The sequence below is a fragment of the Pseudomonas sp. AL03 genome (assembly GCF_029960815.1).
Classification (GTDB): Bacteria; Pseudomonadota; Gammaproteobacteria; order Pseudomonadales; family Pseudomonadaceae; genus Aquipseudomonas.
The window spans coordinates 106506-128352 of sequence record NZ_JASBRE010000018.1; the positions used below are offsets into that span (position 1 = coordinate 106506).

The 21847-nt window shown below is 58.8% G+C and carries 18 protein-coding genes and 4 pseudogenes; 12 read left to right on the top strand and 10 right to left on the bottom strand.

Going from position 1 to position 21847, the window contains the following annotated elements:
- The first annotated feature begins 5 nt into the window (after positions 1–5).
- Positions 6–431, top strand: a complete 426-nt coding sequence (locus QK293_RS18285; RefSeq protein WP_282379509.1) for a YciI family protein — start codon at positions 6–8, stop codon at positions 429–431.
- A gap of 72 nt (positions 432–503) precedes the next feature.
- Here the strand turns inward: QK293_RS18285 and QK293_RS18290 are convergent, their stop codons facing one another.
- From QK293_RS18290 to QK293_RS18300, 3 genes are all read right to left on the bottom strand, one after another.
- On the bottom strand, positions 504–2027 hold the full coding sequence (locus QK293_RS18290) for an S-type pyocin domain-containing protein (RefSeq protein ID WP_282379511.1): 1524 nt from the start codon (positions 2025–2027) through the stop codon (positions 504–506).
- 97 nt (positions 2028–2124) lie between these two features.
- Positions 2125–2400 carry a bacteriocin immunity protein gene (locus QK293_RS18295; protein ID WP_282379514.1) on the bottom strand — a complete coding sequence of 92 codons (276 nt, stop codon included), beginning with the start codon at positions 2398–2400 and terminating at the stop codon, positions 2125–2127.
- Complete coding sequence (locus tag QK293_RS18300; protein ID WP_282379517.1) at positions 2397–4964, bottom strand: S-type pyocin domain-containing protein; 2568 nt, start codon at positions 4962–4964, stop codon at positions 2397–2399. Before QK293_RS18300 ends, QK293_RS18295 begins: the two co-directional genes overlap by 4 nt.
- A 336-nt stretch (positions 4965–5300) precedes the next feature.
- Here QK293_RS18300 and QK293_RS18305 point away from each other — a divergent pair, with 336 nt between their 5' ends.
- Entirely contained in the window at positions 5301–5519 is a 219-nt protein-coding gene (locus QK293_RS18305; protein WP_282379519.1) for a hypothetical protein, read from the top strand.
- Between the two features lie 107 nt (positions 5520–5626).
- Here the strand turns inward: QK293_RS18305 and QK293_RS18310 are convergent.
- Positions 5627–6157 (bottom strand): annotated as a pseudogene (locus tag QK293_RS18310) (DUF3313 domain-containing protein); the annotation flags it as partial.
- 470 nt (positions 6158–6627) lie between these two features.
- On the opposite strand from QK293_RS18310, the gene QK293_RS18315 reads away from it, so the two are divergent.
- Positions 6628–7128 carry a hypothetical protein gene (locus tag QK293_RS18315; protein ID WP_282379521.1) on the top strand — a complete coding sequence of 167 codons (501 nt, stop codon included), beginning with the start codon at positions 6628–6630 and terminating at the stop codon, positions 7126–7128.
- Between the two features lie 50 nt (positions 7129–7178).
- Here QK293_RS18315 and QK293_RS18320 read toward each other — a convergent pair.
- Positions 7179–7486 (bottom strand): annotated as a pseudogene (locus QK293_RS18320) (DUF934 domain-containing protein); the annotation flags it as partial.
- A gap of 2 nt (positions 7487–7488) precedes the next feature.
- On the opposite strand from QK293_RS18320, the pseudogene QK293_RS18325 reads away from it, so the two are divergent.
- Positions 7489–8046, top strand: a pseudogene (locus QK293_RS18325) (cbb3-type cytochrome c oxidase subunit I); the annotation flags it as partial.
- A gap of 15 nt (positions 8047–8061) precedes the next feature.
- Positions 8062–8283 (top strand): cbb3-type cytochrome c oxidase subunit 3, encoded by a 222-nt coding sequence (locus QK293_RS18330; RefSeq protein ID WP_282379523.1) that lies wholly within the window; start codon positions 8062–8064, stop codon positions 8281–8283.
- Positions 8284–8404: 121 nt separating this feature from the next.
- Here the strand turns inward: QK293_RS18330 and QK293_RS18335 are convergent, their stop codons facing one another.
- Positions 8405–8899, bottom strand: a complete 495-nt coding sequence (locus QK293_RS18335; protein WP_282379525.1) for a hypothetical protein — start codon at positions 8897–8899, stop codon at positions 8405–8407.
- A gap of 149 nt (positions 8900–9048) precedes the next feature.
- Between QK293_RS18335 and QK293_RS18340 the strand changes: the two genes are divergently transcribed.
- Positions 9049–9747, top strand: a complete 699-nt coding sequence (locus QK293_RS18340; RefSeq protein ID WP_282379527.1) for an aspartate/glutamate racemase family protein — start codon at positions 9049–9051, stop codon at positions 9745–9747.
- A 1-nt stretch (position 9748) separates the two neighbouring features.
- On the opposite strand, the gene QK293_RS18345 is transcribed toward QK293_RS18340, so the two are convergent.
- The 3 genes from QK293_RS18345 to QK293_RS18355 form a co-directional block, all read right to left on the bottom strand.
- On the bottom strand, positions 9749–10270 hold the full coding sequence (locus tag QK293_RS18345) for a GNAT family N-acetyltransferase (RefSeq protein WP_282379529.1): 522 nt from the start codon (positions 10268–10270) through the stop codon (positions 9749–9751).
- A 52-nt stretch (positions 10271–10322) separates the two neighbouring features.
- Positions 10323–11300 carry a LysR family transcriptional regulator gene (locus QK293_RS18350; RefSeq protein ID WP_282379531.1) on the bottom strand — a complete coding sequence of 326 codons (978 nt, stop codon included), beginning with the start codon at positions 11298–11300 and terminating at the stop codon, positions 10323–10325.
- Positions 11301–11387: 87 nt separating this feature from the next.
- Positions 11388–11828, bottom strand: coding sequence for a carboxymuconolactone decarboxylase family protein (locus QK293_RS18355; RefSeq protein ID WP_282379533.1), 441 nt, complete (start codon positions 11826–11828; stop codon positions 11388–11390).
- A gap of 207 nt (positions 11829–12035) precedes the next feature.
- Between QK293_RS18355 and QK293_RS18360 the strand changes: the two genes are divergently transcribed.
- The 4 genes and pseudogenes from QK293_RS18360 to QK293_RS18375 all read left to right on the top strand — a co-directional run.
- A complete protein-coding gene (locus tag QK293_RS18360; protein ID WP_282379535.1) occupies positions 12036–13469 on the top strand; it encodes a PLP-dependent aminotransferase family protein in 1434 nt (477 codons plus the stop codon).
- A 123-nt stretch (positions 13470–13592) separates the two neighbouring features.
- Positions 13593–13886, top strand: coding sequence for an antibiotic biosynthesis monooxygenase family protein (locus tag QK293_RS18365; RefSeq protein ID WP_282379536.1), 294 nt, complete (start codon positions 13593–13595; stop codon positions 13884–13886).
- A 195-nt stretch (positions 13887–14081) separates the two neighbouring features.
- Positions 14082–14492: a cupin domain-containing protein gene (locus QK293_RS18370; protein WP_282379538.1), complete on the top strand. Its 411-nt coding sequence runs from the start codon at positions 14082–14084 to the stop codon at positions 14490–14492.
- Positions 14493–14547: 55 nt separating this feature from the next.
- A pseudogene (locus QK293_RS18375) lies at positions 14548–14667 on the top strand (ATPase); the annotation flags it as partial.
- A 163-nt stretch (positions 14668–14830) separates the two neighbouring features.
- Here the strand turns inward: QK293_RS18375 and QK293_RS18380 are convergent.
- Entirely contained in the window at positions 14831–19738 is a 4908-nt protein-coding gene (locus QK293_RS18380) for an NAD-glutamate dehydrogenase (protein ID WP_282379540.1), read from the bottom strand.
- 504 nt (positions 19739–20242) lie between these two features.
- Here QK293_RS18380 and QK293_RS18385 point away from each other — a divergent pair.
- The gene (locus QK293_RS18385; RefSeq protein ID WP_282379542.1) at positions 20243–20596 is read left to right on the top strand and encodes a hypothetical protein; all 354 of its coding nucleotides are present in this window, start codon (positions 20243–20245) and stop codon (positions 20594–20596) included.
- A 288-nt stretch (positions 20597–20884) separates the two neighbouring features.
- Positions 20885–21844, top strand: a complete 960-nt coding sequence (locus QK293_RS18390; RefSeq protein WP_008150800.1) for a MoxR family ATPase — start codon at positions 20885–20887, stop codon at positions 21842–21844.
- The last annotated feature ends 3 nt before the right edge of the window (positions 21845–21847 follow it).

The window sequence follows — 21847 nt, forward strand, 5'->3', positions numbered from 1 at the left end:
GGACCATGCGATTCATGATCATTGTGAAAGCCAGCCAGGATTCCGAGGCCGGTGTGATGCCCAGCGAGGAACTGATGACCGCGATGGGCAACTACAACGAGGAACTGGCCAAGGCCGGCATCCTCATCGAGTGCGATGGCCTGCAACCGAGCAGCAAAGGCGCCCGCGTGCGTTTCTCGGGTGAGCAGCGCACGGTGATCGACGGCCCGTTCGCCGAATCCAAGGAGCTGATCGCCGGCTACTGGCTCTGGCAGGTGAAGTCGAAACAAGAGGCGATCGAGTGGGTCAAGCGATGCCCCAACCCGATGCCAGGCACCGATGCCGAGATCGAAATTCGCCAGGTGTTCGAGGCTGAAGATTTTGGGGCTGAGTTCACGCCGGAACTGCGGGAGCAGGAAGAACGGCTGCGCGAGCAGGTGAAGAAACGCTGAGCGCGCAACAGAATGCGGTGCCGCGACTGGAATATTCGGCGCAGCCGGTTGTGTCCGACGTCGGGGTTAAGGTTATGCTTCAGCAATTGTCATATCAGGATATTCGCGCCGATCTCTGAACGTGACGTACACCGGGTCCAGTCCTGCCGCGATGGGGAAGACAACGATGTAGTCGTCAAACCGGGCATCTTCCTCTCCCGTCGAGGTTTCGAGTATTGGCACCGGTAAGGATCGAACAAAACCCAAACGATGCGAAGGGGCCGGGGCCACGGGCGGGCTAGCTTCAAGAGTGACCGGGGCAGACCAGTAAACGGTGATCGGTGCGGCGCCATCAGCCGTAAAACTGAAAGTATTCAGTCGTTCATTGAGTTGCGCTGCTCTGACCCGAACCCCAGATGCCGGATGACTGCCTTTGGACGGTGTGATGTGAACCTGTGACAGCGTTTTGATTTCGCGTAATCCCTGAAACATCGTTCCAGGTTCGGCAGGTACTAGGGCGGTAGTCATCCTGAAAGGAACATCGACCTCAGCCCTGTTCGCCGCCAGACTTTGCCAATCCTGACCTTCGATTGGTAGAAGCTCAGCCAAGGGAACACTGAGACCGTATACCTGCGTATCGGCGCGACTGGAAAACTCAAAGTGCAACACCGCAGCGCACTGGACATCATCGGGCGGTTCGCCTGACGTGTTCTGCCAAGCGAATTGCGCAACGGCCGAACGAATGGCTTTTTGTAAATATGTCCGTTGCGACACCAACAATGCCGATGGCCCACCCTCCAGCAATACATCGGGACGTTTATCGGCCAAATCCAATGATGCGGTCATCGCGCAGGCAGCTTGAGCCGGACCGGTCCCTGCCAGATTACGTGACCGAATCAACTGTTCCTGCGCCGCTATCAACAGCGCTTCAGCCTCGTCATGTAGAACGCGATGGCGCTGAGTAATGCCGGCCAATCGCGCAATGTACCGGTCGTGTGTTGAGTTGATCTGTTGCACGAGGCTCTGCCACCGTGCTTGCTCCGACCGGGCATAGGTCATGTCGCGCTGAGCACCGCGCTTGGCGAACTCCACGCGCATTTTGCAGAATTCGAACTTACTGATTGCCATGAGTGTTTCATGCTGAGTACGTTCCAGAGCCCGGATATTCGTGTCTTGCTCAGGGATATCCAGGCGAAGGCTCTGTTGACTTCGCAAGCGCTTGATACCTTGCTCGAAAAAGCTGAAGGCCGTTTCGACAGCCCGCTCCGATACGGCCACATCAGCGGCGATTTCTTGTACTTCTGCCAGACTCCGGGCGACATCGCTTAGCTGTACCGGTGGAGCCGATACGGAAACATTCTCGTCCTTAAACGCCGCCATACCCCGTTTGCGATGCCAATTCTTGACGAAAAAGACAATCGATCCAGCACCATTCGTATTGACTTGGTCGTCAGGGTAAAAAAACAGGTCCGCACCTTTGGGGTGGCCGACGATCCGGTCGAAATGGTTGATCAACCGATCATGGTCCCGTTTCGGCAGATCGACGACCCAGATTCTATTTACCAACGCCTGGAATTCCGGCTCGGTGTAATCCTTGAGAGTTGCTTTAAGTTCCATCTTTGGTTCTTCCTTGTGTCTCTTGGGCAAACTGCTGAAGACAATGGCACCTGCTCATTTCGTTATGAACAGATGCCAGTTAGTCATTGGTGGCAAGTCATTCGGGTTTGAAGCCAGGTTTGTTGTTGAATGCGCGCCATTCTTTGACTTCTTTCAGGATGCCTTCCGGGCTGTCCTCCTGGCCTTCCTTGGGGTAGAAGATGACGTCTGAGCGGTCTGGGTGTTCGGTGACAGTTTCGAAATGTTTAACTCGATCAATCATGTACTTATCAAACTCATCTGCTGTCAAATCCTCCCCTCCATCAAAAAGCTCTTTAAGGAAGTCCAGAAACTCAGACTCTGTATAGTCTTCGAGACGTGAAGTATTTTTCATAGTTGCTTACCTCCTTTATGCACAAGAACATGTCGTTTCGGTGTCATCACGACAATGTTTTCCATGTCATACACCGCACCTCCCTGCGCAATCTCTAGTCGGTGATGGAGTTCGAACTTAACTCGACCTCCGTGCTGATCTTTTGCGATAGGGAAAGGCGCACTGCCCTTACGCATAAACCTTAAGTTTGTGGCATTGAATTGATCGCTTAAACTTTTGTCACCCGCAACCGCCTTCCAAAATGCCTCTCTGAATCTATGAAAGTTAGCAAACTCCTTCCCTGTTAACTGGTCCGCGATCTGCGAAGGAATAGGCGCCCCCTCCTCTCGCGCGGCTGCGCCCAGCCAAATCCCTGAAACCGACTGTCCAAACCCGGTCGCCACGCCTGGATCATCGCGCCGATCCAGAAACAGAACATCCGGCGAAGGCAACTCTATATCCCCCGGATACCCAGGAATACTGGCACCGATCTGCCCTTCGTCAACAGCCGGAAACGTCTCGTTTTGCGGTAGGACCGGGAGGGTCGGTGCGCCGGGATAAACCGCTGGAATCGGCGGTGTGATCGGCGAGGTCGTTGGCCCGAGATGTTCGATGCCTGGAGGAACCAACGGGGTCCAGGTACCGCCACCCACGGGACGAATCGGCCAGGGTAGAACTGCCGGCGTGATCCCCATCCGGCCTTGGGTACTTTGCGGTGTGGTGATGCTTATTTTGTCGAGCTTGAAGGGGTTCGCGCCGAGTTCTGCCCGCTCCTGATAACGCAGTTCGAATTCACGCCGTTCACCGACCCAGGTGCTCTTCGGGGCGTAGGGTGCGAAGCCTTGTTCGACGCGTTTTTTGTTCACCTCATCGAATTCGGCAACAAGCGCAGGGTGTTCGCCGACCGTTTGCCACAGTGCTCTATCGAAGGCACCGAACGAGCTGATTTCCCGACCCCGGAACTGGTCGCCAATCTGCACCGGAATGGCCGCACCCTGTGCCTGGCTTGCGGCTTTCCACCAGTCATTCGCAGCAGGTTGACCAGTCCCGGTGACGATGCCCGAACCCATGGGCGGTAGATTGAAGGACAGGTACATCGGCGGCAGACCCGGCACGCAAACGATGCAATCCTGAATGCGCAAGTCGACACCTGCCGGGATGTCCTGGATCTGCGGCGTCATCACCGCCAGTCCGGCCTGACCGGAAGTGGTCACCTGAGGTGTGGACGCGGGTGTGAACTGCAGGAGTCGTGGCGGTGAACCCGGGACCTCGGCGCTGTAGACCCCGGTCAGCGGGTCAAGTACGGCATTGATGACCGGTACGCGAGCGCCTACCTCGCCACCGGTGCCGGTGACGATAATCGCGGTACCTTCCGGTACGGCTTCGGGTTTGAGCCGGTACGCCACTTCCACCGAACCGCCCGCGTTGGCGATTGATTGCAGCGCCTGACGGTCAGTAAGTCCCAACGCCTGCGCCGGAACGCCGACCGACTGGAGCAATCGCTGACGTTGCTCGGGGGTCAGCTCGCCATTGCCAAGGGTTGGCGAATAAACCATTGCAGTGACAAATACTGGCCCCGTCCTGGCTACGATGCGCCCGGCATCGATAAGGGTGTCGATGGCAGCCTGGACAGCCTTTTCAAGTGCAGCGGCGACGTCATGCGCAACCAACACACTTTCTCGAGTCAAAAACATTCCGCCAGCGGCCACCGAAGTTACCGGAGCCGTCAGCGTATTGGCATGCCTGACCCGTTTGACACGAACATCTTCATCAGACTGCTGCTTGAACCGAACTCGCGCTTCACGCTGCTCGTCCAACTGACGCTGGGCCTCCCAGACGGCCTCCCGCTCACGCCAGACAATGGTCTGCTCGGCGTGGTGCCTGGCCAGTGCATTGGATCTATCGCTGAGTGCGCTTATCTGTGCCGATAGCAGTCGAGCTTCATGGGCCGCGTTGTAGGCGTTTTCCCAAATATGGTGGCCGTCATTGAGCGCCTCACCGAATTGCCCCAGTCGGACCTGGTAGTCGTTCACCGTGCGGGTGAGTGGATCGTGCCCATCGAACGATCGGGCAACCGTGTTCTTTGCGTTCAGTTCTGCGGTTCTACGGGCGACCAGCCCGTCGACTTCGTTTTTGTCTGTAGTGATGGTGTAAAGGTGATATCGCTCGCTTGAGTCACTATTGGGCGGCCGTCGTGCCGCCACGACTTCCTGTTCGAGGGCGGGCGCGAGTTGTGCGGCCCGGGCTGCAAAACGTTGGTCTACCTCAACTCTTACGGCGGCATGACGCTGCGCCAGCCCCGCGAGTCGTTGATGCAGGGCCTGCACACGGGCCTGCTCCTGCATGTGTGCAGCGGCGGCTTGCGCCTGAGCCGCTGCTTGCGCGCTCGCTTGCTCCCTTGCCTTACGATCAGCTTCTATGGCCCGCTTTCGGGCTTTTGGCTTTTTCTTGTTGGTTTTACCGAATCCGCCTGAAACCCCACCGCCGCCACCGAAATCTCCACCAGAACCACCACCCGAAGAGGGCGGTCCGGACCTGATGACAACGCTCCCTGAAGATCCATCGTTAAATGTGTGTTGTGCCATACAGTCACTCCTTGTCTGTAGGGCACAGCATGTCGATGAGGCGGTGGTCAGGTGCGGTACATAGTTATAGGAGTGGATTTATATCGAGGGTCGGCGCGCTGACAAATCGCATCCAACGGGTTTGAAGTATTCCCCACTTCGACTGGCGAACCCGGCGTTAGCTGCTAGCTTCAACAGACGTGTTCTACAGGTTTTGAAAGGAAAGAGATTGCGCAGTAACGAGGGAATCAGCACACGCCCCTATCCAAACGGCAGCTACAACACCGGTGAAACAGCAGGCCACAGTTCACGCTGTTCGCCGGGATCAACGTCACCTTCGGCGAATGAGGCCTTAATATGCACGTTGCAATTCGCGCAGCCGGTTTCAGCCTGATGACGATGTTCGTCAGTTGCGGCGTTGGTGCTCAGGAGATTGATCCGCGGATCGTCAAGATCGCAATGGAAGGCGAACGGTCGGCCCATGAATCGATCACCAGGCTCTACGCCGAGCCGGATTTCCAACAGGCGGCCCAACGTTATCTGTGGGTCTTGCCGCTGGTTTCCAACGCGCAGTGACAGGAAGAATTCCGTGACAAGCTCGGCGTTCAGACGGCGACCAGTCAGCGAGTGATGCGGCGCTTCCACGATCATTCCCACGCAGCGTGGGAATGATCATTTGAAACCTACTTGGACTTGAGCTTCAAAAACGACTGATGCAGATCAGAAGCCCAGCCATCGATCACACCTTTCACATCATCGGCCTTCATCACCTGAGACTCGTTTTCCAATGGTTTACCAGTGCCTTTGCGCACAACCTGGGCCAAGACTTTGTTGTTGCCGCCATCAAGGAACACCGCTTCAGTGGCCAGGTCGGTATCCTGATCGCGAATGCCACTGGCTGAGCTCACCGCCGCTGCCACCAGGGCGATCGGGATCACTTCATAAGGCTTGCTGCTCACGGCAGTGATGGCAGCGCGCACTGCCATCACACCCGGGCCAGGGCCCGCGGCTAACGGCAGGGCTTTACCCACTTCACGCTTTAGCGCTTGATCGTAGTAATTGGTGATTCCGTTCAGGGTAGCCTGCGGGATTTTCACGCTCGGTTGAGGTTTGGGATAGAGCTGGGTTGGTTCGATGTAGACACAGGTGAACTGGTTGATGTCGAGTTGGGGATCCACCCAGCGCATCACCGTGGCACCCGATGGCGATTTGGCCGAGGGGGTCAGTTTTTTTGTGTGCGGGCCGGTAACGGCCTGCCGTCAGGCAGACCTTCATTTCAACAGCTCGGCCTGGTGAATCGATCTCCGTACAAGATCACAACCGTCATTTGATAGACGCCGGCCAGCCGGCAACGCTGCATCGAGCTTGAACGCGCGCCTGACGGCAAACGTACCCGGGCTATGAAAGTCGCAATGCCGAAACATAAAAATACAGCGGTACACCCAAACCCTGATTCGCCACCCACCTTGAAAAAGTTACCGCCCCACACCCAGTACAAATGCCTTCCACCACCACACAACATTTCCCGGGCGTGCGACTCAATCGAATTAACTCGAAATCCCAATAGTGGCGCACCGCCATTAGTGCTAGAGTCCGCGCCGTGCAATCTGTCCCAATAATCACATCGAGGCCACATGAAGCGTGCCTCGGCCAATGACGGCAAACTCGGTCTCAAGGATCAACAATGAAAGCTCTCCGCACGCTGTTCACCGTTACAGCCCTGGCCGCCACTCTCCTGACTTCGGGCTGCGCAAGCATCGCCGGAGACAGCAAGTACCCGGTGAACGTATCGAGCACCCCAAGCGGTGCCAACTTCACCATCACGAACAAGGCCGGTGTCATCGTACATAACGGTTCCACGCCCAATACCGTGACGCTGCCTTCAGGTCGTGGCTACTTCAAGGGCGAGGCCTACACCATTACCTTCAAGAAAGAAGGTTATGCCGATGCCAACGCCACACTGGAAACCAGCATGAGCGGCTGGTACTGGGGCAACATCGTGTTCGGTAACTTGATTGGCATGCTGGTCGTCGACCCGCTGACTGGCGCGATGTACAAACTGCCCGAGGGCGCCGCGGGCAATCTTGGCAACCCATTGGCCGGTGAAGCGCCAAAAAACCTGACACTGCTCGAAATCGATCAGCTTTCACCAAGCAACCGAGCAGCCCTGGTACGCATCAACTGACAGCGCCCGGCGCATCCTCCTATACAGGATGCGCCATCCTCACCGACGTTCTACTCACGTCGTCTGAACAACGGCCGAGGCTCAATCACCGAACGCCCATACAGCACACTCATCCCGGCCAGCCCCTTGAGTGCATCTTCTACGGACTTGTCCTCACGCACCGCGAAGCTGTCGAACCCGCATTGGCGCATGTGGCTGAGTTGATCGCGCAGCCGACGGCGCGCAACTCGCCCGTCCAGCCCAATCAAGTGCGCAGCAAGTACGCCTGGCTGTAACCGCGGCCATCACGGAAACTCGGAAAATCCAGGGCAATCAGCGTCAGGTGTGAAAACCACGGCTTGAGGCTTTCCACCTCATCGGGCGCTGATCACCCTGTACATCTGGGCCGGCCCGCACCACTTGCACTACACCGCGCTGCCGGACTGGGCGCAGTCGCTCGGCATGGCCATGTCGCTGATCCTGTTGGCACCGAGTTGAGGGGGAATGATCAACGGCATGATGACGCTCTCGGGCGCATGGCATAAATTGCGCACCGACCCGATCCTGCGCTTTTTGGTGTTGTCCCTGGCCTTCTACGGGATGTCGACCTTTGAAGGGCCGATGATGGCGATCAAGACGGTCAACGCCCTCTCCCACTAGCCCGACTGGACCATCGGCCACGTCCACGCTGGCGCCCCATCGCCTCAATGTGGGCCAACGGCATCACCCAGGGCCTGATGTGGCGCGCGATCAACGACGAGGGCAACGCTGACCTATTCGTTCGTTGAAGCCTTGCAGGCCAGCCATCCGGGCTTCGTAGTGCGCTTCGCCGGCGGGGTGTTCTTCCTCAGTGGCATGTTGCTGATGGCGTACAACACCTGGCGCACTGTGCGGGTTTCGGACGTCGAAATGGCGGAAAGCGAAGCGCAGATTGCTTGAGGCTAGGGGCTTGAGATGATTGAGGTCTTTTTGAATGTGCTGGGCGTGGCGGGGCTTTGGCTGGCGGTTGAATACTGCCTGAAGCATCAGACAGCTGAGAGCCTGGAGGATGCGAGCCTGATTCCGTTTGCCGATGACCCGGAGGTGGCGCGGCGGGTGGAGGTGGCGACCGGGAAGACCGTGAAGGCGGTTGTACCGGAAGGAGCGAATCCGGGGTGGGGCAACCTCGACATCTGAAACCACAATGATCGTTCCCACGCTTTGGGTCGGAATGCCTCAAGGGACGCTCCGCGTTCCAATGGGACGCAGAGCGTCCCGGGCTGCATTTCGTTGCTGCGCGTGGGAACGATCAGTGACCTCAACCGCGCTCGCGAGGAATCAAACTCTGCAACTGCTGCGCCAAAAAGTTCGCATCGAACGCAAACGTATCCGGATCTTTCAACCCATTGGTCTTGCGCCATTGCCAGCTACTGGACGGCGGCAGGCACACCAGCGAAATGCTGCCGTAGCGCGCGGCCGTCAGGCCCATCACGGCCAGCGAAATCTGACCACCGACACCCATCACATCCGGTACAAACTCCACCGGTTTACCGGCTATCACAATCGTCAGCTTCTCGGTATTGAAAGTCGACGTCTCGGCCGGCACGCTCGGTCCCGAGGCGACATACACTTCGCGGCTCACCTCAAGCAGATTCGGCGCCTGGACCGGTTCCAGCCATTGCTGGATCTGATCGAACAGCTCACCAATGCGCGTCGCCCACACGGCCGATTGCGACTCGAACAGTTGCTTCTTGTGCGCTTCGCTTTCTGCGTAATGGCGAAGCATCTCACCCAGTTGCTGTACGTCGTCCATTGCGGTGTTCCTTTGTTGAAGCGGTGTTGCGGACTTTGAGCATGGCAGATGCGCGCTGCCGGCGTACGACTAAAAGCGTGAACGGTATTGGCTGGGGGTCATGGCAAGGGCATGCTTGAACAAAGGGTTGCCATCAACAGGAGCACGACATGCGCACCATCGGCCTTATCGGCGGCATGAGCTGGGAGTCCAGCGCCGAGTATTACCGTCTTATCAACCAGCAGGTGCGCGACCGGCTCGGGCCGTTGCGTTCGGCGAAATTGCTCATGTACAGCGTCGATTTCGGGCCTGTCGAACAGGCTCAACATGCCGGGCGCTGGGACGATGCAGCGGCGATTCTGGTGGACGCGGCGCAGCGGTTGCAGGCCGGTGGCGCCGAGTGCGTGGTGCTGTGCACCAACACCATGCACAAGGTGGTCGGGCAGATTCAGGCAGCGATCGAGATTCCATTCCTGCACATCGCCGATCCGGCCGGTCAGGCGGCACTGGACGCCGGTACGCTGCGGGTGGGTTTGCTGGGCACCGCATTCACCATGGAGGAGGACTTTCTCAAGGAGCGCCTGACAGCCAAGGGCCTGACGGTACTGGTGCCGAAGGCCGATGAACGTCAGGCCGTCCACCGGATCATCTATGACGAGTTGTGCGTCGGGGTGATCAGCGAGGCGTCACGCAAGGTGTATCAGCAGGTGATCGAATCACTGACGCGGCGCGGCGCCCAGGCGATCATCCTTGGCTGCACGGAAATCGGCCTGCTGATCAAACCCGAGCACAGCGCCCTGCCCTTGCTCGACACCACCGAACTGCATGCGCAGGCGGCGGTGGCGTTCGCGTTCGCGTTGGGCGAGTGACTCAACCGGCCTTGGGCGTGCGACGCAGGCGCGCCATGCTCAAGGCATCCACCAGCACGCCGTCACGCACGGCGTAGTCGCGAAACAGCCCTTCGGTTTCGAAGCCGAACTTGCGGTAGAGCCCGATGGCGGCTTCGTTGTCGGCGTAGACCGAAAGCTCGACCCGTTGCAGGTTCATCCAGTTGTCGGCGATGTCCAGCGCCGCCGTCAGCAGTGTCGAGCCAACGCCCTTGCCCTGCCACGCCGTCGCGACCCCCATTCCAAGATTACCGGCGTGGCTGCGACGTATCCGCGAAAACTGCTCCAGGCCAATGTTGCCGATGACCATCCCTTGATGCAGCGCCACCAGTTGCACCACACGCTCGTTGTCGGGCATCAGGCGTTTGCGCCAGACCTCGGTGGACTGAAACGGCATTTGCAGCACCTGCCGGGTAATGGCCGGGGCGTTGTAGAGCGCGGTAATGCCGTCGAGGTGGGATTCGTTGAAACGTTCGAGGGAGATGACAGCATCAGTGGCGGGCATGGGTGATTCATCCTTGATACAGACATGGCCGCTTACTCTATACCGCCGAAGGTTATTCGAACCACTCCCGCCGTTCACTGAAGGTGTTCTGGATCAGCTCAACGATCATCTGCACCTGCGCTGAATCCTCGGATTCAGCATTGACCGCCATCCACACCTGGCGCCGCATCGGCTGAGTGAACAACCCCGGCAATTCAACAAGGCCGCGATCGAAGCGGCTGATGTATCCGGGCAACAGGCCAATGCAGGCGCTGCAACGGATCATCTCCAGCATCAACTCGTAGGAATGCAACTGCACCACCCCGGCCAGGCGCTGGTCCACGAGCCTATTCCACGGCCGAAAACTGTCGACCTGACGGTCATGCTGCCATTGCACCAGCAGGAAATCGGCGAGGTCATCGAGGCTGTCAGGGCGGGACGCGACCCGTGAGTAACGTTTGGCGATGTGTGGCAGGTAGTCGAGCCGTGCCAGACGTTGGGGCTCGCTAACCGCAAAACTCGGTCCTGGCAGTGGTGAATCGGTGCCGGCCAGCCACAGCACCACATCGGCACTGACCGCTTGCAGGGACAGTTCGCTGTCGAGGGTAATGATGTCCAGACGCACGCTGGCGTTGCGCCGCAAGAGAGCAACCAGGTCGCGACCGAGAATGTCATGCAGGGTCGATTCGGCGACGGCCAGGCGAATCAACGGCTGTGCGATCACCGGCACGTCGCGCTCGTTGGCCAAGGCAATCAACTGCGATTGCAACTGCAACCCGTCACAACTGAGGGCAACGCCATTCTCTAAATGGCTGAACAGCGAACACTGCAACTGCGCTTCAAGCTGCGCCAATTGTTTGCGCAGCTGGGTGGCCTTGATGTTTAGACTGCGTGCTGCCTGCATGAAACAGCCGCAACGGGCACTGACCCGAAAAGACTGCGCCAGTACCGGATCGATCCCTGCCGCCAGTGTGCGCCAGGATGAGGTTTTTTCTACGGGCGAGCGGTACTGGGCAACGCGCTGACGACCTGTGGTTTCTATAAATGGCATCGCTGACTCCCTGTCGATCTATCCTTGAAAGCCTCATCCTGCGCAGCGTTTATGAACCTGATGTGACGCTCGGGGTGGAAAATCGATTCAGCCTCCGGGGGTTTGCCGAAAACTCACCGCCAGGCGATTCCAGCTGTTGATGGTGGTGACGGCGATGGTCAGGTCGACCATCTCGCCTTCGCTGAACTGCTCTCGGGCCAGTGCGTAGACGTCGTCCGGCACGTGGCTTTCAGAGAGCAAGGTGACGGCTTCGGTCCAGGCCAGCGCCGCACGTTCTCGCGCATTGAAGAAGCCGCTGTCGCGCCAGACCACGATCGAATACAAACGGCGGTCGGTCTCGCCGAGTCGCCGGGCATCCACCGAGTGCATGTCGGTGCAGAAGGCGCAGCCATTGAGCTGCGAGGCGCGAATCTTGATCAAATGCAGCAAGGCTGGCTCGATGCTGAGGTTGCTGGTCAAGGCCTCCATGGCAATCATCGCTTTCATCGCTTTGGGCGATGCGCTGTAGTAATCCAGGCGGGCGTTCATGGAGTGACCTCGTGGATCGGATGTGTGCCCCTCAAGGTAGGCGTTGATGCGCTGGCGTTACAGATCCAATTCTGCGAAATACCCGTTGACCACTGAGCCACCAGACCAATTGGAGGTTTTTCGCCCACGCAACTTCTGCGCAGGCGCTCATGCGGGTAATCTGGCGCGACGCACACGCGCCTCAATCGCCCCAGGAGCCTCGCCGGTATGGAACTTCACGTTGTCATCAACGGTCGCAAGGACCTGGCAGGCCAGTTGTACAACCAACTGCGCAGCGCCATCGAATCCGGCCGTCTGGCAGCCGGGACGCAGCTCCCGCCCAGTCGTTTACTGGCTGAACAACTGGGCATTTCCCGCAAGACCATTTCCGACACCTACACACAACTGACCTACGAAAACTTCCTCACCGGGGTCATCGGCAAAGGCACCTACGTCAACGCCCGGACCGCGAAAGTCACCCGTAAGCAGAGCCATTCGGAACTGGCCAGTGCCGAGGTCATCGAGTCCTGGCGCAACCTGCCGGTGTTTCTGCGCCATCCGACGCTGGAAGGCTCGTTGCGCTACGACTTCATCGGCGGCGCCACCAGCAAGGGCCAGTTTCCCCAGGATGACTGGCGGCGCTGCACCTCTCACGCCTTGCGCCAGATCGCCGCTTCCAAGGGTTTCTACAGCCTGCCCGAGGGGCTGCCGGCGCTGCGCAACGCGATCGCCCGGCACATCGCGTTTTCTCGCGGGGTCAATTGCCAGGACGAAGACGTGGTGGTGTGCAACGGCGCGCAACAGGCGCTGGACCTGATCTCCCGGGTGCTCACGCGCCCTGGCAGCATTGTTGCCATGGAAGACCCCGGCTATCCGCCCGCACGCCTATTGTTCGGTACCCACGGCGCCACGGTGATCGGCGTCCCGGTGGATGAGCAAGGCATACAGGTGGACAAGATCCCCCTCGGCACCCGGCTGATTTACGTCACCCCGTCTCACCAGTTCCCGCTCGGTATGCCGATGAGCCAGGCGCGCCGGGTTGCGCTGCTGGAGCGGGCCCATGAGTTGGGCGCGATCATCATCGAGGACGATTACGACAGCGAATTCCGCTACGAAGGCCGGCCCACCGACTCGCTGCAAAGCATGGACGAACGCGGGATCGTCGCCTACGTCGGGACCTTTTCGAAAACCCTGCTGCCGGCGCTGCGGCTGGGTTATGCGATCCTGCCGCCGGCGATTCTCGAAGCGGTCATTCGGGCCAAGCAGCTCACTGACCTGCACACCTCCACCCTGCCCCAATGGGCGCTGGCCAAGTTCATCGCCGAAGGCTGCCTGCTCAAGCACATTCGGCGCTGCCATACAATCTATGCCGGACGCCGCGAACGAATCCTCGCGCGCATGGCCGGCGACCTTTTCCCGTGGCTCGAGGCTGTCCCCACCACAGCCGGGTTCCACATGGTGGTTATGTGCAAAGTGCCTATCGATATTCCATTGGTAATCGAATTGGCAAAAAAAGTCGAAGTCGGGCTCTACCCCATCGATAGTTTTTTCTACCAGCAAGCGCCGCAGGCCGGGCTTTTCCTGGGTTTTGGCGCCATCGAAACCCTGGACATCGACATTGCCCTGGACCGCTTGCGGGACATTTTGCAGCAGGTCGCCTGACAGATTGGTCTGCGTTTTTATCCGGCAATTGGCTATTGGTGGTCCGGAAGTGCAGGCCTATCCTGCATGAGCGTTATCCCTCAATGAGCAGGAATCGTCCGGCCTGATTCAGGAGTGTGAGCAATGTCCTACGAAGTGATCAATACCGTAAAGGTGCAGGCCGTCGCCGGCCGCTCGGATGAACTGGGTAAACAACTGCAAAAGATTGTCGATACCCTGCGCGAACTACCGGGCTGTGATTCCTATATGGTCGACCGCTGCCCCGAGGACGACAACCGCTGGACTGTCAGCGCCCGCTGGCAATCGGAAGCGGCCATGCACATGCATTTCAACTGCCCTGAAGTACAAGGTTTTATCGGTCTGATCGACAACCAATTGGCGAATGCCGTGGACTTCAACAGCTTTCCGATCCGCTAAAACAAGATTAAAAGATCGCAGCCTTCGGCGGTTCCTACAGGGCAATGGGTACCTCTGCAAGAACCGCCGGACGCTGCGATCTTTTTTTTGGCCGCAGATATTGGTCCCCTCAGCTTCCCGAAAATTGGCTGTTTGAATGCCCCGACTTGCGGACTAACGTAGTCCCTGACGACTAACTACCGCAGGTGATGAACCATGCAAGCTATGCGCTTCTGTGCTGCCCCCCTGGCTGTCCTGGCCTTGACCGTTTCAGCCGCGGCATTCGCCCACGACCCCTCGGAAAAAGTCACGATCCTGCAGGACGAAGTACTGAAGAACGTCCCGGGCAAAAAGGCGTTGATGATCGAGGTCGACTACGAGCCGAGGCAGTCCTCCATCGCCCACAAACACGAAGGCACGGCAATGGCCTACGTGATTTCTGGATCGATCGTTTCACAAGTGAAAGGCGAGCAACCGAAGACCTACAAGACCGGCGAGTATTGGTATGAACCGGCCGGCTCGGAACATCTGGTCTCGAAAAATGCCAGTGCAACCAAGCCAGCCAAACTGTTGGTGTTTATGGTGTTGTCCCCCGACGAGAAAGTGTTGATCCCGCTGGAAAACTGATAGCTGAACGTACAGCCATACATAAAAAGCCCTGAACTATCCATTCGGGCTTTTACAACAGAATGTGCACGTCAGGGCTGTGCAGAAGTTTGACCTGTCGCTCAGTAATTTATTGACCAGGCCGACAGATAAGTTGTCGATGATCGATAGCTCAGCAAACCAGAAGTTGTACTAAGGCTGATGGCCTCTTCGCGGGCAAGCCTCGCTCCTACAGGGACTGCATAGTTCTTTGTAGGAGCGAGGCTTGCCCGCGAAGAGGCCCGACAAAACGTCACAAAAATATCAGACAAAAAAGCCCCGCATCTCTCAATGCGGGGCTTTCTTCATTCAGCGCCTGATCAGGCAGCCGGCTCCAGCTCGACGCTGACAGCGGCAGCGACAGTGGCAGGCACTACCGCTTGACCGCTCAACGCCAGATCCAGCAACTCACGGTTGGCCACCGCATACATGGCGTAATCAGTGCCGCTGGCGGCACGGATTTCTACCAGCATGGTGCGCCAACGTTCGATCATGCCTTCGTGCTCTTCCATCCACAGTTCGAGACGAGTTTCCACGTCCTGGGTACCGTCGCCCTGTTGCAGGACCGAGATGGTGATCGCACGTTGTTGCCAGTCGACGTCATCGCGGAACGCTTCACGGGCCAGGGCCTGCCAGTTGTTTTCAACCGGCAGAGCGCTGATCTGTTGCAGGTACCAGGTGATGTCCAGCGCGCTGCCGACGGCGAAGTAAGCCTTCGCGACGTCTGCTGCGTTCTGGCCGGTCACGTCGGACGCTTCGATGATCGGCAGCAAGGTGTACAGGTGAGTGGTGCCTGCAACCATGCGCGCCAGCAACTCAGGAACGCCAGCCGCAACGTAGGCCTGATAACGGGTCTGCCAGCCTTCGCGGGTCGGGCCTTCCAGCAGTTCGTCGAGCTTGAGGCCCAGCGCTGCCAGGTGTGGACCGAAGTGCGCGACGTCACGGGCAGCATTCTGCTCGTTACGACGGCTGCGCAGGAACCAGCGCGTAGCGCGACGGCCCAGACGCATCAGCTCGTCCATCAACTCCAGTTGTACGTCGGCTGAAACCTGGTAATCCAGGGCTTCGATCTGGCGGAACCAGTGCGGGAGGTGGAAGATATCCCGAACAATTACATAGGCACCCGCCACATTCGCCGGGCTCATGCCGGTCGACTCTTTGAGTCGTTGAACGAAGGTGATGCCCATGTGGTTCACCAGATCGTTGGCGATCTGGGTGCTGACGATTTCGCGCTTCAGACGGTGACGGCGCATGGCATCGGAGAACTTGCTCACCAGGGTCGGCGGGAAAGCGGTTTCCATGTCGCGTGTCAGGTAGTCGTCGTCCGGCACCTGGGAATTGAGCAGCGCTTCCTTGAGGTCGATCTTGCTGTAGGAGATCAGCACCGACAGCTCGGCACGGGTCAGACCATGGCCTGCCGCGATGCGCTCGTTCATCGCTTCTTCAGCCGGCAGGAACTCGATGGCGCGATCCAGCTTGCCGCGGCCTTCAAGATCGTTCATCAGACGCTTGTATTCGGCAATCCGCGGCAAGGCACGACGGGCCGCCAGGGACAGGGCCTGAGTCTGCTTGTAGTTATTGCCGAGCACCAGGTTGCCGACTTCGTCGGTCATGCTGCCGAGCAATTGGTTACGTTGCTTCTCGGTCATGTCGCCGGCATGAACCACTTCGTTCAGCAGGATCTTGATGTTTACTTCGTGGTCGGAGCAGTCAACACCACCGGCGTTGTCGATGAAGTCGGTGTTGGAACCGCCGCCATTGAGGCCGAATTCGACACGACCCAGCTGGGTCATACCGAGGTTACCGCCCTCGCCCACGACTTTGCAGCGCAGCTCGTTGCCGTTCACGCGCAGTGCATCGTTGGCCTTGTCGCCGACATCGGCGTGGCTTTCGCTGCTGGCTTTGACGTAAGTGCCGATACCGCCGTTCCACAACAGATCCACCGGGGCCTTGAGCAAGGCATTCAGCAGTTCGGTCGGGGTCAGCTTGTCCGCCTGAATGTCGAAGCGCTCTTTCATCTGCGGGGAAATCGCGATGCTTTTCGCGCTACGGGAGAAGATCCCGCCGCCTTCGGACATGATGCTGGTGTCGTAATCCGACCAGGCCGAACGCGGCAGGTCGAACAGGCGCTGACGCTCGGCGAAGCTGTTGGCAGGCGCAGGATTCGGGTCGATGAAGATGTGCAGGTGGTTGAACGCTGCGACCAGTTGCAACTTGTCGGACATCAACAAGCCGTTACCGAACACGTCACCGGCCATGTCGCCGACGCCGACCACCGTGATGCTGTCTTCCTGGACATTGATGCCGCGCTCGCGGAAGTGACGTTGTACGCCCACCCACGCGCCTTTGGCGGTAATGCCCATTTTCTTGTGGTCGTAACCGGCCGAGCCGCCCGATGCGAATGCATCGCCGAGCCAGAAGCCGTAGTCGATGGCGATACCGTTGGCGATGTCGGAGAAGGTCGCAGTACCCTTGTCCGCAGCAACCACCAGGTATGGGTCATCGTCGTCATGACGCACGACGTTGGCCGGCGGTACCAGCACGCCGTCTTTCAGGTTGTCGGTGATGTCCAACAGGCCCGAAATGAAGATGCGGTAGCAAGCGATGCCCTCGGCCGCGATCTCGTCCCGACCACCGCCCAATGGCAGGCGACGCGGCAGGAAGCCGCCCTTGGCGCCGACCGGCACGATGACCGAGTTCTTCACTTGCTGGGCTTTTACCAGGCCCAGGACTTCGGTGCGGTAGTCTTCTTCGCGGTCGGACCAGCGCAGACCGCCACGAGCAACGTTACCGAAGCGCAGGTGCACGCCTTCGACGCGAGGCGAGTAAACGAAGATTTCGAACTTCGGTACAGGCTTTGGCAGCTCCGGGATCTGGTGCGGGTTGAACTTGAAGCTGAAGTAGGACTTGTTCTGACCGTGCGCGTCGGTCTGGTAGAAGTTGGTCCGCAGGGTGGCCTTGATCAGGTCCAGGTAGCGACGCAGGATGCGGTCTTCGTTCAGCACCTGGACATCGTCCAGAGCAGCCAGAATCGCGTGTTCCAGACGTTGCTGCTTGTCTTCCAGATCGTCAGTACCGAGCTTGCGGGCCAGGTAGAAACGGGTTTTGAACAACCGGGTCAACTCGCGAGCGATGTCGGTGTGGTTGTTCAGGGTGCTGGCGATGTAACCCAGATCGAAGCCCAGGCGAATCTGCTTCATGTACCGGGCGTAGGCACGCAGCAGCGCAACATCGCGCCATGGCAGACCGGCGGTCAGCACCAGACGGTTGAACGCATCGTTCTCGGCATCCCCGCGCACGATGTGGACGAACGCATCCTGCAAGGTGTCGTTGAGTTGCTGGATGTCGAGTTCCAGGCCTTCAGCGGCAGTGAACGCGAAATCGTGAATCCAGAACTCGCGGCCATTGTTGTGACGCAGGCGATACGGGAACTCACCCAGCACGCGCAGGCCGAGGTTTTCCAGGATCGGCAACACATCGGACAGCGCCAGCGGCGTATCGGCGTGATACAGCTTGCAGTGCAGCTCGCGTTGACCGGATACCTGACCCAGTGGCTGATAGAAGCTCATCACCAGTGGATTTTTTTCGCTCAGGCTCAGCAAGTGCTGCATGTCGACCACAGCCGAGTGGGCTGCGAAACGCTCGCGGTAACCGGCCGGGAAGCCTTTCGGATAATCTGCCAGCACGTTGGTGCCATGGGCTTCGCCGAAGCTTTCGACGACCAGGCTGGCGTAGTCGTCCTGCCAGCTGCGGCAGGCTTGTACCACTTCTTTTTCCAGCAGAACCGGATCGATGTCCAGACGGTTCTTCGGATCGACGCGCAGAATCAGTTGCACACGGGCCAGCACGGATTCGGAGAAAAAGGTCCAGAACTCGCAGTCCGAGGCTTTCAGGCGATCCATCAGCACTTGCTGGATCTTCTGGCGCACTTCGGTGGAGTAGATGTCACGCGGCACATAGGCCAGGCAGTAGCAGAAGCGGCCGTACGGGTCTTTACGCAGGAACACGCGAATCTTGTTGCGTTCCTGGATCTGCACAATCGACATCACGGTGCTGAACAGCTCATCCACCGGGGTCTGGAACAGATCGTCGCGCGGCAGCACTTCAACCACCTGCGCCAGTTCCTTGCCCAAGTGAGCCTTGGCCTGGAAGCCGGAACGACGTTCGATTTCTTCGACCTTGCGACGGATGTACGGGATGACCCGCACGCTCTCGCCATACACCGACGAGGTGTACAGGCCCATGAAGCGGCATTCCTTGATGACCTTGCCGTCGGCGTCGATTTCACGGATCGACACGTAATCCGGGTAAGCCGGACGGTGTACACGGCTTGGGTGCGCAGCCTTGGCGAACGACAGCAGCGTCGGTTCGCGCAGGTAGTTCACGGCGTAGTCTTCGATGCGCAGGTCATCGTAGGTCAGGCCGGTGCGCAGCAGTTTAGTCAGGCCGAGGAAGGAGTCCTGGTCGTAGACGATGTGGCCACCATCGGCTTCATCGCGAACCACGAACTCTTCATAACCGAGGAAGGTGAAGTGGTTGCCCACCAGCCATTCCAGGAAGCTTTTGATTTCGGCTTTTTCTTCGGCGTCGACAGCAAACTGGCTGGTGTCCAGGCCGGTGAGGATTTCCTGGACCTTGACTTTCATCGGCTCGAAATCGGCGACCGCGACGCGGACTTCACCGAGAACCTGTTCCAGCTCTTTGCTCAGGACATTGAGTTCGGCCGCGTTAGCGCAACGGTCGATTTCCAGGTACATCAACGACTCTTGCAGAACGTCGTCGCCCTGGGTGCCTTTCGGCAGGATTTCCAGCAACTCGCCCTTGCTGCCGCGACGCACGCTCAGCACAGTGGTTTGCAGGGTGTGGATGCTGTAGCCGCGACGGTTCAGCTCGGTACGCACCGAGTCCACCAAAAATGGCAGGTCGTGGTGCAGTACTTCGACCGCGGTGTGGGTCGACTGCCAGCCGTGGCGTTCGTAGTCAGGGTTGTAGACGCGCACTTGCGGTTGCGCGTGATCGAAGCGCTCAAGCAGGCGCCACGCAGAGAGGGTACAGCCGGCGAGGTCGGACAACCGACGCTGGGTCAGCTCATCCAGGGAAATAATGCCGAAAAATTGTTCCGCGAACAGCGCCACTTGTGGCAGTGCCTGTTCACTGATGTGCTGCGCCAGTGCCGCTTGCAGTTGGTGCTGGAAGTCGGCTTTGCTGGCTGCGGTGAAGAACGCCATCTGTGGTACTCCGCTTGGGCTTGTTATTGATGGAAGCGTCGCGTGCAAACCCCTTTCGGGGTGATCCGTTACCCTGTTCCTGATTCTCGGGCAGAGGAAACAGGATGACAGGTGGGTGAAGCTGGACGAGACACTCAGGTCACATTCACCTTCCATAGAATGGGCATCTGCAAAAACGACTGGGCCATGTATCGCGCAATGTCTTTACAGGTGCTCATCCGTTGCGCAGCTTAACGAGTGCGGCAAGGCCCGTGCTTGCAGCGCTGCGACATATTCGGTCATCGGCACGTAACTCGCGGCATGTGCCTGGGACAACACTAGCAGCCGTGCGGCAAAACGGGGGGGTTAAGCCCGGTTTTGCGGCACATCCATACCAGAAATGACCAGCAACACCCCGGATGTTCACGACACATCCTCTGACACTCAGGCGAGCAGAAATTCCCGTCTGCTGGCAGAATCGCCCTTTGTTCGTCTTCACAATGCTCGTCGAGCCAGGAATTCCCCATGCAAATGACCACCGCCCTCTTGATCGTCAACCCGTGCGACGACGAAGAAGACAACATGGCCATGCTCTGCTGCCACAGCGATCAGGGCGACATGTTCCTGATGACCCGCTACCCGGACGAGGACGCGCTGGACATCACCCTCGACGGCGAGCCTTCGACGCTGGACGGCGTGAAAGTCACCCTCAGCTCTACCCGCCTGCTAATCGAAATCGCCGCCGCTGACGCCGATGCGCTCAATGGTGATGATTCGCTGGAAATCATTCACAGCACTGATGCAAGTGATCTGGCGGAAGTGGAAGAAACGTTGCAGAACATTCTCAAGGGTACTGGCACCTATATCAGCGAACTTTGATGGTGTCTGAGCGTGCGCCTTCGCGGGCAAGCCTCGCTCCTACAGTACCGAGGCGGTCGCGATATTGCGTCTGAACCAATACTTGTAGGAGCGAGGCTTGCCCGCGAAGGCGTCCGAAAGAACACCGCAATACCCCGTCCCTACAAATCTCCAACAATTTCGCCCGCCTATTCCCGCACTTTGCACAAAATGCCGTTAGTCGCCGCCCCCTGCGATGGATTAAAGTAACGCCCCCAGCCCTGGCGTTATTCGAACGTCTTCGGTCACCCTTTCCAGGAACAGTCATCGATGGAACATCGTGAAGCGCTGCTAGCGCTGCGAACCTTTCTTTCAACGCAGATTCTCGGCCAGGAAAAACTCATCGAGCGCTTGCTCATCGCCTTGCTCGCCGACGGCCACATGCTGGTCGAGGGCGCTCCGGGCCTGGCCAAGACCAAGGCCATCAAAGAACTTGCCGAAGGCATCGAAGCACAGTTCCATCGCATCCAGTTCACCCCCGACCTGCTGCCCGCCGACATCACCGGTACGGAAATCTATCGCCCGGAAACCGGCAGTTTCGTGTTCCAGCAAGGCCCGATCTTCCACAATCTGGTGCTGGCGGACGAAATCAACCGCGCCCCGGCCAAGGTTCAATCCGCCCTGCTCGAAGCCATGGGCGAACGCCAGGTCAGCGTCGGGCGCAGTACTTACGAGCTGTCGCCGCTGTTTCTGGTGATGGCCACGCAAAACCCGATCGAGCAGGAAGGCACCTATCCACTGCCCGAAGCGCAGCTCGACCGCTTTCTGATGCACGTAAAAATTGGCTTCCCTGACGCCGCCGTCGAACGGCGGATCCTGCAACAGGCCCGGGGCGAAGCGTTGAACGGCGAAACCAAACCCGAGCGCCGGGTCAGTCAGCAGGCGATCTTTGCCGCGCGCAAGGAAATCCTCGGCTTGTACATGGCCGACGCCGTGGAGGAATACCTGGTGCAACTGGTCATGGCCACGCGCACCCCGGCCAAGTTCGACCCAGAGATGGCCGAGTGGATCGCCTACGGCGCCAGCCCGCGCGGCTCGATTGCCCTCGACCGTTGCGCCCGGGCCCATGCCTGGCTGGCGGGTCGCGACTTCGTCAGCCCGGAAGACATTCAAGCGGTGCTGTTCGATGTGCTGCGTCACCGCATCATTCTTTCCTTTGAAGCCGAAGCCGCGGGCATCGACCAGGACCGGGTGGTCCAGCGGATTCTCGACGTCGTAGCCGTCGCTTGACCC